The 19,787-nt window shown below is 62.9% G+C and carries 17 protein-coding genes; 12 read left to right on the forward strand and 5 right to left on the reverse strand.

From position 1 onward, the window contains the following. Nucleotides 1–96: 96 nt before the first annotated feature. Entirely contained in the window at nucleotides 97–1,386 is a 1,290-nt protein-coding gene (gene cytX, locus RHM60_RS18990) for a putative hydroxymethylpyrimidine transporter CytX (protein ID WP_322212486.1), read from the forward strand. Here cytX and RHM60_RS18995 read toward each other — a convergent pair. After that, complete coding sequence (locus tag RHM60_RS18995) at nucleotides 1,355–2,101, reverse strand: RsiV family protein (protein WP_209987839.1); 747 nt, start codon at nucleotides 2,099–2,101, stop codon at nucleotides 1,355–1,357. The genes cytX and RHM60_RS18995 overlap by 32 nt on opposite strands. A 193-nt stretch (nucleotides 2,102–2,294) precedes the next feature. Between RHM60_RS18995 and RHM60_RS19000 the strand changes: the two genes are divergently transcribed. From RHM60_RS19000 to RHM60_RS19035, 8 genes are all read left to right on the forward strand, one after another. Next, nucleotides 2,295–2,912, forward strand: a complete 618-nt coding sequence (locus RHM60_RS19000; RefSeq protein ID WP_322212487.1) for an NUDIX domain-containing protein — start codon at nucleotides 2,295–2,297, stop codon at nucleotides 2,910–2,912. After that, nucleotides 2,903–3,352, forward strand: a complete 450-nt coding sequence (locus tag RHM60_RS19005; protein ID WP_003171323.1) for a DUF1249 domain-containing protein — start codon at nucleotides 2,903–2,905, stop codon at nucleotides 3,350–3,352. The genes RHM60_RS19000 and RHM60_RS19005 overlap by 10 nt, the downstream gene beginning before the upstream one ends. Before the next feature lie 59 nt (nucleotides 3,353–3,411). Beyond that, nucleotides 3,412–4,224: a 3',5'-cyclic-AMP phosphodiesterase gene (cpdA, locus tag RHM60_RS19010; RefSeq protein ID WP_322212488.1), complete on the forward strand. Its 813-nt coding sequence runs from the start codon at nucleotides 3,412–3,414 to the stop codon at nucleotides 4,222–4,224. A 180-nt stretch (nucleotides 4,225–4,404) separates the two neighbouring features. Further along, nucleotides 4,405–5,013, forward strand: a complete 609-nt coding sequence (locus tag RHM60_RS19015) for a YqiA/YcfP family alpha/beta fold hydrolase (protein ID WP_322212489.1) — start codon at nucleotides 4,405–4,407, stop codon at nucleotides 5,011–5,013. 44 nt (nucleotides 5,014–5,057) lie between these two features. After that, a complete protein-coding gene (parE, locus tag RHM60_RS19020) occupies nucleotides 5,058–6,962 on the forward strand; it encodes a DNA topoisomerase IV subunit B (RefSeq protein WP_057010231.1) in 1,905 nt (634 codons plus the stop codon). Continuing rightward, nucleotides 6,962–7,957, forward strand: a complete 996-nt coding sequence (locus RHM60_RS19025; RefSeq protein ID WP_209987850.1) for an esterase-like activity of phytase family protein — start codon at nucleotides 6,962–6,964, stop codon at nucleotides 7,955–7,957. The genes parE and RHM60_RS19025 overlap by 1 nt, the downstream gene beginning before the upstream one ends. A gap of 73 nt (nucleotides 7,958–8,030) precedes the next feature. Then, nucleotides 8,031–10,295, forward strand: coding sequence for a DNA topoisomerase IV subunit A (gene parC, locus RHM60_RS19030; protein WP_209987852.1), 2,265 nt, complete (start codon nucleotides 8,031–8,033; stop codon nucleotides 10,293–10,295). Nucleotides 10,296–10,468: 173 nt separating this feature from the next. Beyond that, on the forward strand, nucleotides 10,469–11,179 hold the full coding sequence (locus RHM60_RS19035) for a PqiC family protein (RefSeq protein ID WP_209987855.1): 711 nt from the start codon (nucleotides 10,469–10,471) through the stop codon (nucleotides 11,177–11,179). A gap of 193 nt (nucleotides 11,180–11,372) precedes the next feature. Here RHM60_RS19035 and RHM60_RS19040 read toward each other — a convergent pair whose 3' ends face one another. Continuing rightward, entirely contained in the window at nucleotides 11,373–12,905 is a 1,533-nt protein-coding gene (locus tag RHM60_RS19040; RefSeq protein ID WP_209987857.1) for an AhpA/YtjB family protein, read from the reverse strand. Nucleotides 12,906–13,038: 133 nt separating this feature from the next. Between RHM60_RS19040 and serB the strand changes: the two genes are divergently transcribed. Beyond that, nucleotides 13,039–14,253: a phosphoserine phosphatase SerB gene (serB, locus tag RHM60_RS19045; RefSeq protein ID WP_209987860.1), complete on the forward strand. Its 1,215-nt coding sequence runs from the start codon at nucleotides 13,039–13,041 to the stop codon at nucleotides 14,251–14,253. 71 nt (nucleotides 14,254–14,324) lie between these two features. Here the strand turns inward: serB and asd are convergent, their stop codons facing one another. The 3 genes from asd to RHM60_RS19060 are packed head-to-tail and all read right to left on the reverse strand — an operon-like array spanning nucleotide 14,325 to nucleotide 17,610. Further along, nucleotides 14,325–15,185, reverse strand: coding sequence for an archaetidylserine decarboxylase (asd, locus tag RHM60_RS19050; RefSeq protein ID WP_209987864.1), 861 nt, complete (start codon nucleotides 15,183–15,185; stop codon nucleotides 14,325–14,327). A gap of 16 nt (nucleotides 15,186–15,201) precedes the next feature. After that, nucleotides 15,202–16,017, reverse strand: coding sequence for a rhodanese-like domain-containing protein (locus RHM60_RS19055; RefSeq protein WP_231422383.1), 816 nt, complete (start codon nucleotides 16,015–16,017; stop codon nucleotides 15,202–15,204). Nucleotides 16,018–16,074: 57 nt separating this feature from the next. Further along, entirely contained in the window at nucleotides 16,075–17,610 is a 1,536-nt protein-coding gene (locus tag RHM60_RS19060) for an HDOD domain-containing protein (protein ID WP_231422452.1), read from the reverse strand. 166 nt (nucleotides 17,611–17,776) lie between these two features. Between RHM60_RS19060 and motA the strand changes: the two genes are divergently transcribed. Next, the gene (gene motA, locus RHM60_RS19065; RefSeq protein ID WP_003236261.1) at nucleotides 17,777–18,628 is read left to right on the forward strand and encodes a flagellar motor stator protein MotA; all 852 of its coding nucleotides are present in this window, start codon (nucleotides 17,777–17,779) and stop codon (nucleotides 18,626–18,628) included. 3 nt (nucleotides 18,629–18,631) lie between these two features. Continuing rightward, on the forward strand, nucleotides 18,632–19,648 hold the full coding sequence (gene motB / locus RHM60_RS19070; protein WP_209987870.1) for a flagellar motor protein MotB: 1,017 nt from the start codon (nucleotides 18,632–18,634) through the stop codon (nucleotides 19,646–19,648). Nucleotides 19,649–19,787: the final 139 nt, after the last annotated feature.

Raw genomic sequence — 19,787 nt, forward strand, 5'->3', positions numbered from 1 at the left:
AGCCCCTCCCACAGTTGAATGCATGCCAACTGTGGGAGGGGCTTGCTCCCGATAACCCTCTTGAACACAACAAGTGCCTCTCAGAGACAATCTCCCTTGAACATTCAACCCAGCACCTATTCCCCCGACATCGCCGTGCCCGCCGACAAACGCGTCTTCGGCGCCCGCGACCTGTTCTCCCTGTGGTTCTCCCTCGGCATCGGCCTGATGGTCCTGCAGACCGGCGCGTTATTGGCGCCTGGCCTCGGTCTGTCGGGATCATTGCTGGCGATCTTCCTCGGCACCCTGGTCGGCGTGTTGCTGCTGGCTGCCGTCGGCGTGATCGGCAGCGACACCGGCCTGTCCGCCATGGCCGCGCTCAAGCTCAGCCTCGGCAGCCGAGGCGCGAGCCTGCCGGCGCTGCTCAACCTGTTGCAGTTGATTGGCTGGGGCTCGTTCGAAATCATCGTGATGCGCGACGCCGCCAGCCTGCTGGGCACGCGGGCGTTCAGCGACGGCAGTGTGTTCGCCAGCCCGCTGCTGTGGACCCTGTTCTTCGGCGGCCTGGCGACGCTGCTGGCGGTGAGCGGCCCGCTGACCTTCGTGCGGCAGGTGCTGCGCAAGTGGGGCATCTGGCTGTTGCTCGCCGCCTGCCTGTGGCTGACCTGGAACCTGTTCGCCAGGGCCGACCTTGCCGCGCTCTGGGCTCGGCCCGGTGATGGTTCGCTGCCGTTTGCGGTGGGCTTTGATATCGCCATTGCCATGCCGTTGTCGTGGCTGCCGTTGATTGCCGATTACTCACGCTTCGGCAAACGCGCGAAAAGCGTGTTCGGTGGTACGGCGGTGGGGTTCTTTATCGGGAATGTCTGGCTGATGAGCCTGGGCGTGGCCTACACCCTGGCGTTTGCGCCGAGCGGTGAGGTCAATGCATTGCTGTTGGCGTTGGCCGGAGCGGGTCTTGGCATTCCGCTGCTGCTGATCCTGTTGGACGAGTCGGAAAACGCGTTCGCCGATATTCACTCGGCGGCGGTGTCCAGCGCGATGCTGGTGCGTTTGAAGGTCGAGCACCTGGCGCTGGCTATTGGGGTGGTCTGCACCTTGATCGCTTGCGTTGCGCCGTTGGCCCAGTACCAGAACTTCCTGCTGCTGATCGGTTCGGTGTTTGCGCCGCTGTTTGGCGTGGTGCTGGTGGATCACTTCATCCTGCGCCGTCGCGGCCAGGGAGCGGTCGTTGGGTTGCGTTGGCCGGCATTAGTGGCCTGGCTGGGGGGCATTGCCACTTACCACTTGCTGGCCAACCTGTATCCGGACATCGGCGCAACCCTGCCGGCGCTGGTGCTGGCAGGGATGTTGCAATTTGTCCTGGTTCGAGCCTTCAGCGGCGTGCGGGCACCAGCTCAGGCTTGAGGATGCCTTCCAGGCGCGAGTAGGGGATCTGCAACTCGACGTGGCCCAGGGCGTACGGCGCGATGGTGCTGGTGGGGTACTTGAGGATCACACCGCCATAGGTCAGCGCCACGTTCGGGGTTTTCTGGAAGGGGTATTTCTTCACGAACTCCGGCTCCAGGCTCAGGCGCGTGCTGATCAGCCAGCTGTTGTGCGCCACCTGGGCGGCTTTCCAGAAGGCCTCTTCCTTGCCGGGCAACAGCATATCGGTGAGCGAGAGGGCCTTTTGCTGCTGGCGCGAATAGTTGATGAAGGCACGGCCGGGTTCGCCGTGGGTGGCGCCCTGGTCCAGGTAGCTGGACAGTTCGATGATCACCAAGCCGTCATGCTGCTCGCGTACCTTGGCCTGCAAGTACATGCTGTTGCGTGGGGCGGCGGTCTTCAGGAATTGTTCGCGGTAGGTGTCCAGGCTGGTCGGCAGCGGGTCGCTGGCGTTGGTTTGAGTCATTTCCAGCAGGCGCTGTTCGATCAGCGCGTCCAGCTTGGGCTCTTTGGCAAAATGCACGGTGTCGATATTCACCAGCGGGCAATCGGCGCTGGTGCAACCCGGCTTGCTTTGCTCGCTGGTGTCGCGGGTCGCTTCCAGAGGTGTGTGCCACGCGGGCTGGAACAGGCTCTGGCAGGCGCCGAGGGTCAATGCGATACACGCCACGGAGGCGATTTTCAAGAGCGACATGTAAGGTCTTCTTCCGTCGATAAGAGCGAAATTCGTGGAGCTTCGACTACCGGCAAGGCAGTCAGTTCGCCACTAAGCTGATTAGAGTGAGTTTGACGCCAGCCGTCTATCCCGGCAACTGGAAAGGGGCTGCATCCGAGGGCAGGAGCGCGTTAGGATGGCGCCCATTGCGCAGGCTTATCGAGGATGGGACATGACGGACATTGCGAAATCGACGCCGAGCACAATCGAAATCGTTCAGCGCGACAATGCCTATAAAGGCTTCTACAAGCTCGACCGCGTGCAACTGCGCCACGAAAAATTCGATGGCGGCATGAGCCGAGTGATCAACCGCGAAGTGTTCGTGCGTCACGATGCTGTCTGCGTGCTGCCCTACGACCCGCAACGCGATGAAGTGGTGCTGATCGAGCAGTTTCGCGTCGGCGCCATGGGGCGTACCGGTAACCCGTGGCTGGTGGAAATGGTTGCCGGGCTGATCGACAAGGACGAAGAACCGGAGGAGGTTGCACACCGCGAGGCCGAGGAGGAAGCTGGGCTGACGTTCTCCGCGCTGTGGCCGATCACCAAGTATTTCCCGTCGCCCGGTGGCAGTACCGAATTTGTGCACCTGTTCCTGGGTCGTTGCGACAGCGCGGGAGCCGGTGGCGTCCATGGACTGGAAGAAGAGGCAGAAGATATCCGCGTCACGGTGTGGGCATTCGAAGACGCCCTGCAAGCCGTGCGCGACGGCAGAATTTCCAACGCAGCCAGCATTATCGCCCTGCAGTGGCTCGCGCTGAACCGCGCGGAAGTGAGGGGGTTATGGCAGTAAAGGCACGGGAACGCTATCGCGTTGATCTGATCGGGTTGCAGGCGGCCTGCGAGGCCAACTATGCGCGGCTGATGCGCCTGCTTCCCGATATGCGCCACGCCCCCGAGGCGCGGCGCATCGGGGTGACCCATGGCGACCAGATGCTCGGCGTGCTGGCCCTGGAAGTCATCGTCAACTGCCCCTACACCACCACCTTGCGTGTGCGCCAGGAGCACAGCCTGCCGTGGCTGCCGGTGCCGCAGCTGGAGGTGCAGGTGTACCACGATGCGCGCATGGCCGAGGTGATCAGCGCCGAACATGCGCGGCGTTTTCGCAGCATCTATCCCTACCCGAATGTGTTCATGCACCAGCCCGATGAGAAAGCACAGCTCAATGTGTTCCTCGGCGAGTGGTTGAGCCATTGCCTGGCCCTGGGCCATGAGTTCGAAGTGGTGCGCTAGACCCCGCTTCAGCATAATCGCCACACCTATCCATGACTGTGATCGCCAGGGAGAGCGCCTTGCCCCGCGTACCCACTGTGAACCCTGACGCTGCGTTGCTGGTGCAGCTGTCCGACAGCCATCTGTTTGCCGAGAGCGATGGCGCGCTGCTGGGCTTGAATACCCGTGACAGCCTGCATCGGGTGATCGCGCTCGTGCGCGAGCAGCAGCCCTGTGTCGATCTGGTGTTGGCCACGGGAGATTTGTCCCAGGACGGCACGCTGGCGTCGTATCAGCAATTTCGCGCTATGACCGCGCCGCTTGGCGCACCGACGCGCTGGATTCCAGGAAACCACGACGAACCACAGGTCATGACCCAGGCCGCCGTGAACAGTGACCTGCTGGAACCGGTGGTCGATGTCGGCAACTGGCGCATCACACTGCTCGATTCCGCCGTGCCCGGCTCGGTGCCGGGCTACCTGGAGAACCAGCAACTGCAACTGCTGGCCCAGGCCTTGAGCGAAGCGCCTGATCAACATCACCTGGTGTGTTTTCACCATCATCCGGTGCCCATTGGCTGCGCGTGGATGGAGCCCATTGGTTTGCGCAATCCGGAAGCGCTGTTTGCCGTGCTCGACCGCTTCCCCCAGGTGAGGGCGGTGCTGTGGGGGCATGTGCATCAGGAGATCGATCAAGTGCGTAACGGCGTGCGGCTCCTGGCATCGCCGTCCACCTGCATCCAGTTCACGCCGGGCAGCGAGGATTTTGCGGTCAACGAACAGGCACCGGGTTATCGCTGGCTGTGCCTGCATGCCGACGGGCGGTTGGAGACCGGGGTGGAGCGTGTCACAGACTTTGCGTTTACTGTCGATTACGGCAGTAACGGTTATTAAAAGCTGCAAACACCAAACACATTGGGGGGAGGGGGCTTGCTCCCGATAGCGCTGTATCAGTCGGCACCTGTACGCCCTGATGCAACGCCATCGGGAGCAAGCCCCTCCCACATTCGATCCTCGTTTGCCCATATTCCCTGTAAACTGCGCCTCTTTGGCTGAGTCACGGAGAGCCCCGGCATGTCCGCTTCGATCTTGTATATCCACGGTTTCAACAGCGCGCCGGTGTCCAACAAGGCCCGCCAGCTGAAAACCGTGATGGACAGCCTCGGCCTGACCGATCAGTTGCGCGTGCCGGCCCTGCATCACCACCCGCGCAAGGCGATTCCTCAATTGGAGGAGACCATTGTCCAACTGGGTCGGCCACTGCTGGTCGGCAGCTCACTCGGCGGCTACTATGCAACCCATCTTGCCGAACGCCATGGCCTCAAGGCGCTGCTGGTCAACCCGGCGGTCAGCCCCCATCGGATGTTCGACGGTTACCTGGGCACCCAGAAGAACCTCTATACCGATGAAACCTGGGAGCTGACCCACGACCACGTCACGGCGCTGGCCGAACTGGAAGTGCCGGCGCCTCAGGATGCTGCGCGTTATCAGGTGTGGTTGCAGACCGGGGATGAAACCCTGGATTATCGCCTCGCCCAGCAGTACTACCGGGCCTGCGCCCTGCGCATCCAGGCCGGCGGCGACCATGGTTACCAGGGCTTCGCCCGACAATTGCCGGCCTTGCTCAGCTTTGCCGGCATCGGTGCAGATCAGTATCAATCCTTCGATTTCAGCGCATTGTGAAATCCCAGGGTACTTTTTAATCGCAAGACTCTAGACGAGACCCCATGGCCACTCCCAGCGCTAGCTCTTATAACGCAGACGCCATCGAAGTCCTCTCGGGCCTCGACCCGGTGCGTAAACGCCCCGGCATGTACACCGACACCAGTCGGCCGAACCACCTCGCCCAAGAAGTCATCGACAACAGCGTCGACGAAGCCTTGGCCGGGCACGCCAAGTCGGTGCACGTGATTCTCCACGCCGACCACTCCCTGGAAGTGTCCGACGACGGTCGTGGCATGCCGGTGGACATTCACCCCGAAGAGGGCGTGTCGGGCGTCGAGCTGATCCTCACCAAGCTGCACGCCGGTGGCAAGTTCTCCAACAAGAACTACCAGTTCTCCGGTGGCCTGCACGGCGTGGGTATTTCGGTGGTCAACGCCCTGTCCACGCAGGTCAGGGTCAAGGTCAAGCGCGACGGCAACGAGTACGAAATGACCTTTGCCGATGGCTACAAAGCCACCGAGTTGCAAGTGGTCGGCACCGTCGGCAAGCGCAACACCGGCACCAGCGTGTACTTCGCGCCGGACCCGAAATACTTCGATTCGCCGAAATTCTCCATCAGCCGCCTCAAACACGTGCTCAAGGCCAAGGCCGTGCTGTGCCCGGGCCTGCTGGTCATTTTTGAAGACAAAGGCACCGGCGAGAAGGTCGAATGGCATTACGAAGACGGCCTGCGTTCCTACCTGGAAGATTCCGTCAGCGACTTCGAGCGCCTGCCCAACGAGCCGTTCTGCGGCAGCCTGGCGGGTAATAAGGAAGCGGTCGACTGGGCGCTGCTGTGGCTGCCCGAAGGCGGCGACAGCGTGCAGGAAAGCTACGTCAACCTGATCCCCACGGCCCAGGGCGGCACCCACGTCAACGGGTTGCGCCAGGGCCTGCTCGATGCCATGCGCGAATTCTGCGAGTACCGCAGCCTGCTGCCGCGCGGTGTAAAGCTGGCGCCGGAAGACGTGTGGGAGCGCATCGCGTTCGTGCTGTCGATGAAAATGCAGGAACCGCAGTTTTCCGGGCAGACCAAAGAGCGCCTGTCGTCCCGTGAAGCGGCGGCGTTTGTTTCCGGTGTGGTCAAGGACGCCTTCAGCCTGTGGCTCAACGCACACCCGGAGCTGGGCCTGGCCCTGGCGGAACTGGCGATCAACAACGCCGGCCGTCGCCTCAAGGCCAGCAAGAAAGTCGAGCGCAAGCGCATTACCCAGGGCCCGGCACTGCCCGGCAAGCTGGCCGACTGCGCCGGGCAGGACCCGATGCGCTCCGAGCTGTTCCTGGTGGAGGGTGACTCCGCCGGCGGTTCGGCCAAGCAGGCGCGGGACAAGGAATTCCAGGCGATCCTGCCGTTGCGCGGCAAGATCCTCAACACCTGGGAAGTCGATGGCAGCGAAGTGCTCGCCAGCCAGGAAGTGCACAACATCGCTGTGGCCATCGGCGTCGATCCGGGCGCGGCGGACATGAGCCAGCTGCGCTACGGCAAGATCTGCATCCTCGCCGACGCCGACTCCGATGGCCTGCACATCGCCACCCTGCTATGCGCGCTGTTCGTGCAGCACTTCCGCCCGCTGGTGGATGCCGGTCACGTGTACGTCGCCATGCCGCCGCTGTACCGCATCGACCTGGGCAAGGAGATTTTCTACGCACTGGACGAAGCCGAGCGCGACGGCATCCTCGACCGCCTGGTGGCCGAGAAGAAGCGCGGCAAGCCACAGGTCACGCGATTCAAGGGCCTGGGCGAAATGAACCCGCCGCAACTGCGCGAAACCACCATGGACCCCAACACCCGGCGTCTGGTGCAGTTGACCCTGGAAGACTTCGCCGGCACGTCGGAAATGATGGACATGTTGCTGGCAAAAAAACGCGCTCCGGATCGCAAAGCCTGGCTGGAATCCAAGGGCAACCTGGCCGAGGTGCTGGGCTGATGCGCACAGGCATCGCCCTGGCGATCCTGATGGTGAGCGGGCTGGCGGCCAGCGAAGCACTGGCCGCCCCCGTGGCTGAGCTCAAACTGGTGTCCGAACACGCCGTGGACGGCATGCGCGGCGGTAACCTGTCGGGCCTGGCGCTGTGCGGCAAGGATTTGTGGACGGTGTCCGACCGCGACGACGAGCAGATCTATCGCCTGGATATCAGCGCGCCCGTGTGGCAGGCCGAAACGGTAAAGATCGAGGTGCCGCCGGTGCCCGAGTCCGGTTTGCCCTGGGGCTTGCGCTCGCGCACCACGGCGGCGTCGTTCATTCGCGGCGGCGACCTGGATTTTGAAGGCATCAGCTGTGATGCCGCAGGTAACCGCTACATCGTCAGCGAAGCCCATGCGGCGGTGCTGCAGGTGCCGGTGGAAGGTGCGCCGCAATGGCTGCAGATCGCCCCGCGCATGGTGCGCGAAGCGCGGGCCAGCGGCATGTTGCTGCACTTCAATGCGCTGTTTGAAGGCCTGGCGGTGAACCCCGAGGGCAACCAGATCTGGCTCGCCGCCGAGCGTGAGCGGCGCGGGCTGATGTCCATCAAGCGCCCGCATAGCCTGTGGGACTGTGACGGCGCCTGCGTGTTGCTCAGCGAAGCCGGCCAGGAAGTGCAGCCGGCCCAGTTCACCAACGCGAAGGCGGTGTCCAGGGATTTTGCCGACCTGGCGCTGTTCAAGGGCAAGCTGTTCACCCTTGAGCGCAATGCGTTCCAGATCTGCCGGCGTGACGCGGTTACGGCCAAGGTCGAGCTGTGCTGGTCGTTTGCCGACGAAACCCTCAAGCCCGAGCGGCGCTACGCCCAGCCCTATGGCCTGGCCGAAGCCCTGGTAATTGACGAAGACGGTGCCTGGTTGGGCATCGACAACAACTTCGGCCCGCGCGCCGATGGTGAAAAACGCCCGGTGGTCTACCGTTTTGCCGCCCCGGCCGGTGGCTGGAGTGCCCAGCCATGAACCACCAAACACTTGAATTGACCCGGCGCAGTGGCCTTGCCACCGCGCCTTACCAGACCATGATGAGGCCCGCATGAGTGACATCCTCGCAGACAGCTTAGATGGCGTAGAACGCCGATCGCTGGCTGACTTCACCGAAAATGCCTACCTCAACTACTCCATGTACGTGATCATGGACCGGGCCTTGCCGCATATCGGCGACGGCCTCAAGCCCGTGCAGCGTCGCATCATCTACGCCATGAGCGAGTTGGGCCTGGACGCCGATTCCAAGCACAAGAAGTCGGCGCGTACCGTCGGTGACGTGCTCGGCAAGTTCCACCCCCACGGCGACTCGGCGTGCTATGAGGCGATGGTGCTGATGGCCCAGCCGTTCAGCTACCGCTACACGTTGGTGGACGGCCAGGGCAACTGGGGGGCGCCGGATGATCCCAAGTCCTTCGCGGCCATGCGTTACACCGAAGCGCGCCTGTCGCGCTATTCCGAAGTGCTGCTCAGCGAGTTGGGCCAGGGCACGGCGACCTGGGGGCCGAACTTCGACGGCACCCTCGACGAACCGCTGGTGTTGCCGGCACGTTTGCCGAATATCCTGCTTAATGGCACCACTGGCATCGCGGTCGGCATGGCCACTGACGTGCCACCGCACAACCTGCGCGAAGTCGCCACCGCCTGCGTGCGTCTGCTCGATGAGCCCAAGGCCACGGTCGAACAGCTGTGCGAGCATATTCAGGGCCCGGACTACCCGACCGAAGCGGAAATCATCACGCCGCGCGCCGACCTGCTGAAGATGTACGAGACCGGCAAGGGCTCGGTGCGCATGCGCGCCGTGTACCACGTCGAAGACGGCGACATTATTGTCACCGCGCTGCCGCATCAGGTCTCCGGGGCCAAGGTACTGGAGCAGATTGCCGCGCTGATGCAGGCCAAGCCGTCGAAACTGCCGCAGGTTGCCGACCTGCGTGACGAGTCCGACCACGAAAACCCGTGCCGCATCGTGATCATCCCGACCAACAGCCGGGTCGATCATGAAGTGCTGATGCAGCATCTGTTCGCCAGCACCGACCTGGAGTCCAGCTACCGGGTCAACGTCAACATCATCGGCCTGGACGGCAAGCCGCAGCTGAAAAACCTGCGCAACCTGCTGGTGGAATGGCTGGAGTTCCGCGTGCAGACCGTGCGTCGCCGTCTGCAATTCCGCCTCGACAAGGTCGAGCGCCGCCTGCACCTGTTGGACGGTTTGCTGATCGCCTACCTCAACCTGGATGAAGTGATCCATATCATCCGTACCGCCGAGCACCCGAAAGCCGAGCTGATCGCGCGTTTCGAACTGAGCGAGATCCAGGCCGACTACATCCTCGACACCCGCTTGCGCCAGTTGGCGCGACTGGAAGAAATGAAGCTGCGCGACGAGCAGGATGCGCTGCTCAAGGAACAGGCCAAGCTGCAAGCGCTGCTGGGCAGCGAAGCCAAGCTCAAGAAGCTGGTGCGCAGCGAGCTGATCAAGGACGCTGAAACCTACGGCGACGACCGCCGCTCGCCGATTGTCGAGCGCGCCGAGGCCAAAGCCCTGACAGAAACCGAGCTGTTGCCGAACGAGAAAATTACCGTCGTTTTGTCGGAAAAGGGCTGGGTTCGTTCCGCCAAGGGGCATGATATTGACGCTACAGGCCTGTCCTACAAGGCCGGCGATGGCTTCAAGACCGCTGCGGCCGGGCGTTCCAACCAGTTTGCGGTGTTTATCGACTCAACCGGGCGCAGCTATTCGGTGCCGGCCCACACCTTGCCGTCTGCACGCGGGCAGGGCGAGCCGCTGACCGGGCGCCTGACGCCGCCGCCGGGGGCGAATTTCGAGTGTGTGCTGCTGCCCGATGACGACTCGCTGTATGTGATCGCGTCCGACGCCGGCTACGGTTTCGTGGTCAAGGGGGAAGACCTGCAGGCCAAGAACAAGGCGGGCAAGGCGCTGCTGAGCTTGCCGAACAACGCCAAGGTGATTCTGCCGCGTCCGGTGGACAATCGCGAAAGCAACTGGCTGGCGTCGGTGACCACCGAAGGGCGTCTGCTGGTGTTCAAGATCAGCGATCTGCCGCAGTTGGGCAAAGGCAAGGGCAACAAGATCATTGGTATTCCAGGGGAGCGGGTGGCCAGTCGCGAAGAATACGTGACCGACATCGCGGTGATCCCTGAAGGTTCCACCCTGGTGCTCCAGGCCGGCAAGCGCACGTTGTCGCTGCGCCCTGACGACCTGGAACATTACAAGGGGGAGCGCGGTCGCCGTGGTAACAAATTGCCACGTGGCTTCCAGCGTGTGGATGCTTTGCTTGTGGAAACGCCCGTTTAACGCGGTTTAGAGCCCTTGATCTACGATTTAACCGGTAGATCGGTGCTTTGGCGCTGGAGTCATGGCGCATATTCACGGATGATATGGCCTTTCCAGCGCCGGCGTGGCCGAGCGTGTTTAGGTTATTTTTAGTATTACATTGTGGTTCGCCTTGTGGCAGCCACCTGGATGGGATGATGACTGCTCCACGCCTTCCTCTATTTTTGATGCTCGCTGGCCTATTGGGGCTGGCGGGTTGCAGCACGCACCAGCCGGTGTCGCTGTACCAGCTGGACAGCGGAAGTCCAGCTCAGCCGGCACAAACTGCTGGCATGGCTGTATTACTGGGTCCGGTGGTGGTTGCCGACTACCTGCAACGCGAAACCCTGCTGCAACGTCAGAGCGACGGCAGCCTGCAAGGTTCCCTGGACGGTCGTTGGGCGGGCAGCCTGTCGTCCGACATCAACCAGTTGATGCTGCGCCAGGTGGCCGGTCAGCTCGACAGCCAGCGTGTGGTACTGGCGCCTGCGCCCACCGGCTTCACCCCGGATGTGCAGGTGCTGTTGACCATCACCCGGCTTGACTCCGGCAAGTCGCAGCCGGCGATCCTCGATGCGCAGTGGCGTTTGATCGACCGCCGTGGTCAGGTGCGCGATAACCGCATCGTGCACCTGCAGGAAGAGCATGCCGGCACCACCGCGTCCCAGGTCCAGGCTCAGGGCGTGTTGTTGCAGCAGTTGGCGCAGCAGTTGTCGGTGGCTCTCAAGCCATTGGCCAACCAGCCGCCGATTGCCGAAGCCACGCGCAGGCAAGCACCCGCGCAGGCCAAGCCGGCCGCGCCGGAAAAGCCGAAGATGCCGATGGCCACGCCGATTCGTACGGATATGGAAGTGTTCAGGTTCTGAGCCAAAACCGCTCCAACAAAAAGGCCCGCTGAGTAAGCGGGCCTTTTGTTTGGCCAGGATTCAAGTCCTGGCACCCAGGCAAATGTGAGAGGGGGCTTGCTCCCGATAGCAGTCGGTCAGTCAACTCATTGGTGACTGATACACCGTTATCGGGAGCAAGCCCCCCTCCCACATTGTGGTTTTACCGTGTTGTTCAGGGCTTGCTACGGGTCTCATGCATCCGCGCCAGCTGCCGCTCCAGCATCGATGGGTACGGCTCCATCAACCGCTCCACGCAGCTCGCTCCCTCAGGGCTGGCAATCGGGCGAATGCGCGCGCGCTGGCGGATCAGCCCGTCTTCACTGATCTTGCGTTCCACCAGCAGCAGGTTGCGGCTGTGCTGGGACAGCGCCAGCGCATCCTGGGCGATTTCGGTCAGCAGCAAGTCGATCTGGCTCATGCCGAACAGATCGTCGCCGACCGTCAGGCCCAGCTGCAATTGCAGGGTTATGCCGCTGTCGGCCACTTCGATCTGCAGTTCATGCCCCAGGGCGCGCAGCAGCTCACCGCAGCAAATGGCATTGGTCAGGTAGTCCTCACCGCTGTCTTCGCTGTGGAACAGCATCAGCGTGCTGCCGTCGTTCAGGGTGTGCAGCTCGCTCTGGTACAACGAGGCAGCCTGATCGAGGCAATCGCGGTAGCGTTCCAGCAGTTCGGTCAGGCGTGCGCGGGGCAGGCGGCGCAGTTGCTCCTGAGAGCCCAGTTGCACGGCGAGTACGGCGCTGTGCTGCGGTTCGGTGTTTTTCACCACCGCCGCTTTTGGCGCCACGGCAGGACTGGCAGCCGACGTGTCGCGCAGGTCGGCGAACGGGTCTTCGTCGTCCAGTTCGTCTTCCTGGGCTCTGATCACCTGGCGCGGTGCTGGTTTGGCGCTGGCGACCGGGGCGCTTTCGTCAAAGCCTGGGTCGCGCAGGTCGCGTACTTCAAACTCGGGTTCGTCGTCGTAATCGGTGTCGTCGTATTCGGGCTCGGGTTCAACCTCGGGCACCACCGGTTCCGGCGCAAAGCTTGCGTGGAGCTGGCGCGCGAGGTCGCCGATTTCATCCTGGCGGTCGGTGGCCGGGGTGTGCTCGTCGATATCGCGCAGCCAGATGCGCAGTTGCATCAACGGCGTGGAGATATGCCGCCCCAGGCGCAGGCTCAAGGCCAGCGCCAGCGCCAGCAGAATCGCGCTGAGGATGCCCATGCTTTGCAGGCTGATGGTCATCGGCTGCTGGAATTGCTGCATGTCCAGGCTGATGCGCAACTGGCCGGCCTTCACATCCTGAAACGTGATATTGCTCTGGTACAGACCTTCGGCTTCGCCCAGCAGGCCGTTCTTCGGGCGTTGCCCGGCTTCGGCCATGATCCGGTTGTCCACGCTGTAGATGGCGGCGTGGGCCACCAGCGGGTTCTTGGTCAGGTTGTTGAGCAGCACGTTGAGGCTGAGGATGTCGTTGGACACCAGCAGCTCGGTCGCCGAGGTGGCGGTCTGGGTCGTCAGGCTCTCGCCCAGGGCGTCAGCCTGCTCGTGCATGGCCTGCTTGAACTGCAAGCCCATCACGCAGGCGTAGATCACCAGGGCCAGAGCGACCAGGATCACGTTATGGCTGGCGATGCGTAATGCTATCGGCACACGGCGATGGCGCAGTGCCCGGAAGATCAGCAGGAAGAAGTTATCGGTTTTTACTGGCGTGGGCCGGTTCACTTGCGCTCGGCTCTTGGTCCGTGAAGTTGACGCGCAGTATAGCGACAGGCCCTGTACCGGCAAAGCGCTCGCTGTGCCCGATGGTCACTGAAAGTGGGTAGAATGCGGTTTTTTTCCAGCCTGGGGGTGCGCCTTGCGCGAAATTGTCCTGATAAACATCACCGGCGTTGACCGCCCGGGTCTTACCGCGGCCATTACCGGCGTTCTGGCCCAGGGTGGTGTGAACATTCTCGACATCGGCCAGGCCGTGATTCACGACACCCTGTCGTTCGGCATCCTGGTGGAAATCCCGAGCGAAGAACAGGCTGCGTCCCTGCGTACGCAAATCCTGTCTACCGCGCAAACACTGGATCAACAGGTGCGTTTTACCCCGCTGTCCGAAGCGGACTACCAGCACTGGGTGGACGGCCAGCGTGATAAGCGCCACATCGTTACGTTGCTGAGCCGCAAGGTCACGGCCGAGCAGTTGCAGCGCGTCAGCGCGATCACCGCCCATCACGCTTTGAATATCGACCATATCGACCGCCTGTCGCGGCGCATGCCCCTGGACACGTCGACCGACCTGGGCAAGGGCTGCATCGAGTTCTCCGTGCGCGGCGAACCGGCCGACCCGCAGGCCCTGCGTGCTGAGTTCCTCAGTGCGGCGCAGGAATTGAATATCGATATCGCCTTCCAGGAAGACTCGCTGTACCGGCGCAACCGCCGTCTGGCGGTGTTCGACATGGACTCCACGCTGATCGAGGCCGAAGTCATCGACGAACTGGCCAAGGCCGCCGGCGTGGGCGAACAGGTCTCGGCCATCACCGAGCGTGCCATGGCCGGCGAGCTGGATTTTCGCGCCAGCTTCAAGGAGCGCCTGGCGTTGCTCAAAGGGCTGGATGTCAGCGTGCTGGACGCCATCGGCGCTTCGCTGCGCCTGACCGAAGGCGCCGAAATCCTGTTCGCCGAACTCAAGCGACTGGGCTACAAGACCGCGATCCTGTCCGGCGGCTTCACCTACTTTGCCAGGCAATTGCAGGTCAAGCTGGGCATCGACTATGTGTTCGCCAACGAGCTGGAAGTGGAGGACGGCAAAGTGACCGGCGTGGCGGTCGAGCCGATTGTCGATGCGCAGCGCAAGGCTGATTTGCTCAGGGAGTTGGCGCACAAGGAAGGTTTGCGACTGGAACAGACCATTGCGGTGGGCGACGGCGCGAATGACTTGCCGATGCTGGCAATTGCTGGCCTGGGTGTGGCGTTCCGCGCCAAGCCGTTGGTGAAGCAGTCGGCCAAACAGGCGATTTCGACGCTGGGGCTGGATGGGGTGTTGTATCTGCTGGGCTTTCGCGAACGCGACGGGCAGGGTTAAGCGGTTTCCAACTGCAGACATGCAGTAAAGATGTGGGAGGGGGCTTGCGCCCTCCCACATTCAGAGCGGTGTCAGGCTTTGGGTGAGCCGATACCCTGGCCCATCTGCACCGGCGAGCCGGCCACCAATTCCTGCGCCCACTTCACCTGGTCGGGCCCAAACAGCACAATCGCCGTCGAACCCAGCTTGAAGCGGCCCAATTCAGCGCCTTTCTCCAAATGAATCGGCGCCCGCGCGGCTTCGTCATAACGGAAGGTTTTCAGCTCACGCTTGGGCGGCGTAACCAGGCCTGCCCACACGGTCTCAATCGACGCCACAATCATCGCGCCGACCAGCACTACCGCCATCGGGCCGCGCTCTGTGTCGAAAATGCAGGCAACACGTTCGTTACGCGCAAACAGCTCGGGCACGTTTTCGGCGGTGGTCTGGTTCACCGAGAAGATGCGCCCCGGAATGTAGACCATCTCGCGCAGGGTGCCGGCCAGTGGCATGTGCACCCGGTGGTAGTCCTTGGGTGACAGGTACACGGTGGCGAAGTCACCGCCCATGAACGGCGCAGCCACGGCCGCGTCACCGCCCAGCAGCTCCAGCACGCTGAAGCTGTGGCCCTTGGCCTGGAAGACCCGGCCGTGTTCGATTGGGCCAAGCTGGCTGACCGCGCCGTCGGCCGGGCTCAACACCGCGCCCGGCGTCTGGTCCAGTGGGCGCGCGCCGTCTTTCAAGGCACGGGTGAAGAAGGCGTTGAAGTGCTCGTAGGCCGTCACGTCTTCCACCAGGGCCTGGGACATGTCCACCTGATAGCGCTTGGCAAACCAGGTGGTGAAGGCATTCTTGAACCAGCGCACACGGCACTCGGCAATGCAGCCGGCCAGGCGCGACAGCAAGTGGTGCGGCAGCAAGTACTGGCTGAGGATAAACAACTGCTTTTTCATTAACTGTCCTTAAACCTTAAATCTCAACGGGGGTGTCGGGGTGGTTGCCCCATTCGCCCCAGGAACCGGCATAACCTTTGACTCGCGGATAACCGAGCGCCTTGGCCACCAGGTAGGTGAAGCCAGAGCGGTGGTGAGTCTGGCAGTGGGTGATGATTTCCTTGTCGCGGGTAAGCCCCAGGTCTTCGAGGATCTGCGGCATGTCGCGGCGAATGCGCAGGTTGCGCGCCTTGTCCATGCCGGCGGTCCATTCGAAGTTGACGGCGCCGGGGATGTGCCCGCCCTTGGCTGCCAGCACCTTTTCGCCGGAATACTCCAGCGGGCCGCGTGCGTCCCAGATGCCCAGATCGGCAGCGCCGAGGCGGCTTTGCAGGTATTCGCGGGTGGCGGTGGGGCCGTCGTGCAGTGTGAGGCTGACCGGGCCGCCAGCCGGGGCGGGTGCCTCGGTGGACAGCGGGTAGTGTGCTTCCAGCCAGGCCAGCAGGCCGCCATCGAGGTAGTGGTACTTCTGGTGGCCGATCACGTCGAGCAGCCAGATGAAGCGCCCGGCCCAACCGCCGCCTTCGTCGTCGTAGACCACGTAGGTGGCGTCCGGGGTGTGGCCCAGTTCGCCGAACAGCTTCTCCAGTTCGGCCTTGTCCGGCAGCAGGCCCGGTGCCGGTGGCTGGCCCAGTTGGGTGCGTTTGGGGTCAACGAAATGCGCGCCGGGAATATGCCCTTCGGCGTAGCGGGCGGCACTGGTGAGGTCCACCACAATCAGGTGCTCGGCATCCAGTTGACCAAGCAGGTCGCTGGACTCGATCACCAGCGGCAAGCCAGAGAAGTCAGGCATGTGAGGTCTCCTGGGCACAAAAGTGGGTGATAAAGGAGGGCGATTGTAGCGCAAGCATCAGGCGCTGCGGTTGGTAAAGCAGTGCAGGGCTTTCTCGACGCATTGGGCGGTTTTGCCGAAGGCCTGCACGGTGGTTTCCGAAAACGGCCCGCCGCCCTGGTCGGCGATCATCAGCATCACCACCTTGCCATTGCAGCTCAGCGAGCGCAGCAGCAGGTGTTCGCCAGCGAACAGGCGGCGCAGGATCGGCGGCAGCAGGGCCGAGAATTGCGCATGGTTGTCGGGCGTAAGGCGCACCTGGGCGGACTTCTCCAGCAAGCGCTGCAGCAGCGTGCTGTTGACCACGTCCAGGCTCAGGTTGGCCGCGTCCCGGGGCAGGCCGTCAACCTGATGCACGCGCAAGGTGCTCTGGGCGCGATCCGTCATCATCAGCATCACCCGCTGCATGCCGCTGGCCACCAGAGCGTCCCGGGCGCAGGTGGTCAGGTGCATGGCGTTGGCGAAACGGCTCGGCTCCAGCAACAACTCGGTGCAGTGCCTGCGCCACACAGCGAGGGCTTCGGCGGTGGGCGGTGGCGCCGGCAGCAGGCCGCGATGGACCTTCTGCACATGCCACGGCCAGATCAGCGACAGCGCCGGGTGCCAGAGGTCGGGCATCAAGGTGGTACGGGCGCTGGTGACGGCCTGCTGGTGAGCCTGTTGCTGCACATCGGCCAGCGGCTGTTGCAGGTACAGCGCGGTGAGGTATTGCCAGCGCTCGGCGTGTGGGCAGGTCCAGGACTCCTGGGCCGACATCGCCAGGCCGTTGGCCAGTAGCACGGTATTGGCCGGCTGGTTGAGCCAGCGACGCAGGTTGGGTTCGGCGTCGAGCAATTGCTGGTGGCGCAGTGCGTCATCCTCGCGGGCGATGCGCAAGGCCTTGACCAGCAGGCGTTTCTCGTTGCGCAGCAAGGTATAACCCTGGGACACCCAGACCGGCAGGTGCCAGGCTTCGGTCAGGCCCAGGCACAGGTCCAGAAGGCGCACGCCGAACACCTGTTGCTCCACCGCGCGGGCGCTCTCGCCTTTATGGATAACCCGCAGCTCCCATTCTTCCAGCAGCTTGGGATAGGCCACGGCCATCGGCCACAGCGGTGACAGAAACAGCAGGCTGCCCCAATGAATGTCCTGCCACAGGCGCGCCAGGCGGCTGGCGAACAAGCCGCTGGCCTGCTGGGACGCGTGCTGGCTCACCAGCAGCAATTGGCGCAAGGCCAGCGGGATGTCCTGGGCGGGCACCGAGGGCAGCCGCGCGAGCAGTTCTTCGGCGCGCTTGAGGCCCAGGCGGTTGAGCGCCACTTCGAGGTTTTCTGCCGGTTCCGTCATGCTGCCCTGGGTGTGGCCGTTGGCTTCGCGCATCACGCTGAGCACCAGCGCCGGGCTGTTCTGCATCAGCTCGGCAATGTCTCGCAACGAACTGCGGCTGTCGCGAATGGCCTTGCACACGCGCTCATGGGCGGCCTGCGGCACGGGCAGCAGCACATCGTCCAGGCGCTTGATCCAGGCGGCGAGGGTGGCGGGTTTGGCACTTGGGACGCTGGTTTCATTAGCCATCATTGGGGCGTGATCATCACTTGCGTTCAATACGCCCGGAACGGGCTGAGTTGGCTTTTCGCCTTAACGGGCTATAGTCTGGCGCAGTTTTGCCGATAAGTAGAACAAGAGTTTTCAGCTGCACCCACTATGTCCATGAACCCGACGGCGCAAGTACAGATCCCCTATGGCTAAAATTATCGGCATCATTGTCGTCATCGCAAGTGTGCTCGGTGGGTACGTCTTGTCCCACGGTAAAATTGCCGCGTTGATCCAGCCTTTCGAAGTGCTGATTATCGGCGGTGCTGCGTTTGGCGCATTCCTGCAGGCCAACCCCGGCTACATGACCATGCACGTGATCAAGAAATCGGTGGGCATGTTCGGCTCGCGCTTTTCTCACACCTTCTATCTGGACGTGCTGGGTCTGGTCTACGAGATCCTCAACAAGAGTCGTCGCGAAGGCATGATGGCCATTGAAGGGGATATCGAAGACGCCGCGGCCAGCCCGATTTTCGCCAAGTACCCGACGGTGCTCAAGGACGAGCGCCTGACCGCCTATATCTGTGATTACCTGCGCATCATGTCCTCCGGCAACATGGCTCCCCACGAACTCGAAGGCCTGTTCGACATGGAGCTGTTCAGCCTCAAGGAAGAGCTGGAGCATCCATCCCATGCCGTGACCGGCGTCGCCGACGGCATGCCCGGTTTCGGTATCGTTGCGGCAGTGCTCGGCATCGTGGTGACCATGGCTTCTCTCGGCGAAGGTGACCAGGCGGCCATTGGCATGCACGTCGGCGCGGCGCTGGTGGGCACCTTCTTCGGTATCCTGGCGGCCTACGGCTTCTTCGGCCCGCTCGCCACCTGCCTGGCCCACGACGCCAAGGAAGAAGTGAATCTGTACGAAGCGATCAAGGCCAGCCTGGTGGCGTCGGCGTCCGGCATGCCGCCGTCGCTGGCCGTGGAGTTCGGGCGCAAGGTGCTCTACCCCAAACATCGCCCGAGTTTCTCCGAGCTGGAGCAAGCGGTTCGCGGTCGCTAAGCCATGGAAAACAACCAGCCGATAATCATCAAGCGCGTCAAGCGCTTCGCTGCGGGGCACCATGGTGGCGCCTGGAAGATCGCCTTCGCCGACTTTGCCACGGCGATGATGGCGTTCTTCCTGGTGCTATGGCTGATGTCCACCGCCACGCCGGAACAGAAGATCGCCATTGCCGGTTACTTCAAGGACCCGATCGGCTTCTCGGAAAGCGGCACGCCCTTTGTGATCGACCTGGGTGGATCACCGCAGTTGGCGCCGGAGCGCACCATCAACCCGGAGGTGCAGACCGAGTCGCCGCAGGACAAGATTCCCGTGGAGCGCGATACCGTCGAGAGCATGGCCGAACAGGTCGAGCAGGAACGCCTCGAACTGTTACTGCAGGAGTTGCAGAACAAGGTTGAAGAAAACCCGCAGTTGCTCAAGTTCAAGGATCAGATTTCGTTCGAAATCACCCCGGAAGGCCTGCGCATCCAGATCACCGACGCCGCCAATCGGCCGATGTTCGACTCCGGCAGCGCACGCCTCAAACCGTACTTTGAAGACATCCTGCTGGCCATGGCCGACACCATCAAGGCGGTGCCGAACAAGATCAGCATCAGCGGCCATACCGACGCCAAGCCCTACGCGGGCCAGGGCGACTTCGGCAATTGGGAGCTGTCGGCCAACCGCGCCAACGCCGCCCGGCGTGCGCTGGTCGCCGGCAGTTATCCGGACCCGCAAGTGGCGCGCGTGGTGGGGTTTGCCTCCTCGCAGCTGTTTGATCACAAGGACCCCTTCAATCCGGTCAACCGCCGCATCGATATCGTCGTACTGACCAAAAAGGCCCAGCGCGCGATTGAAGGCGATCAGCCGCCACCGGCACCCGCCCAGGGTGAAGGCGCACCGGGTGAAGTGCCCACCGACCCGAATGCGATTGCGCCGGGGCAGGAGCCGTTACCGGCCCATGAACTGCGCCAGAAGCTGAATTTGTTCGATGACGGTGGGGTGAAGGATCCGACGGTGCCTGGGACGGGTTCATAGCTAAATAGGCTGTGGCTTATTGTGGCGAGCAGGCTTGTCCTGCGTTTGGCTGCGCAGCAGCCCCAAAGCCTGATAAATCATTTCTGGAATAAATAAGCCGTTTGGATGAGGGCTGCTGCGCAGCCCGGCGCGGGGCAAG

The sequence above is a fragment of the Pseudomonas sp. MH9.3 genome (assembly GCF_034354675.1).
Lineage (GTDB): Bacteria > Pseudomonadota > Gammaproteobacteria > Pseudomonadales > Pseudomonadaceae > Aquipseudomonas.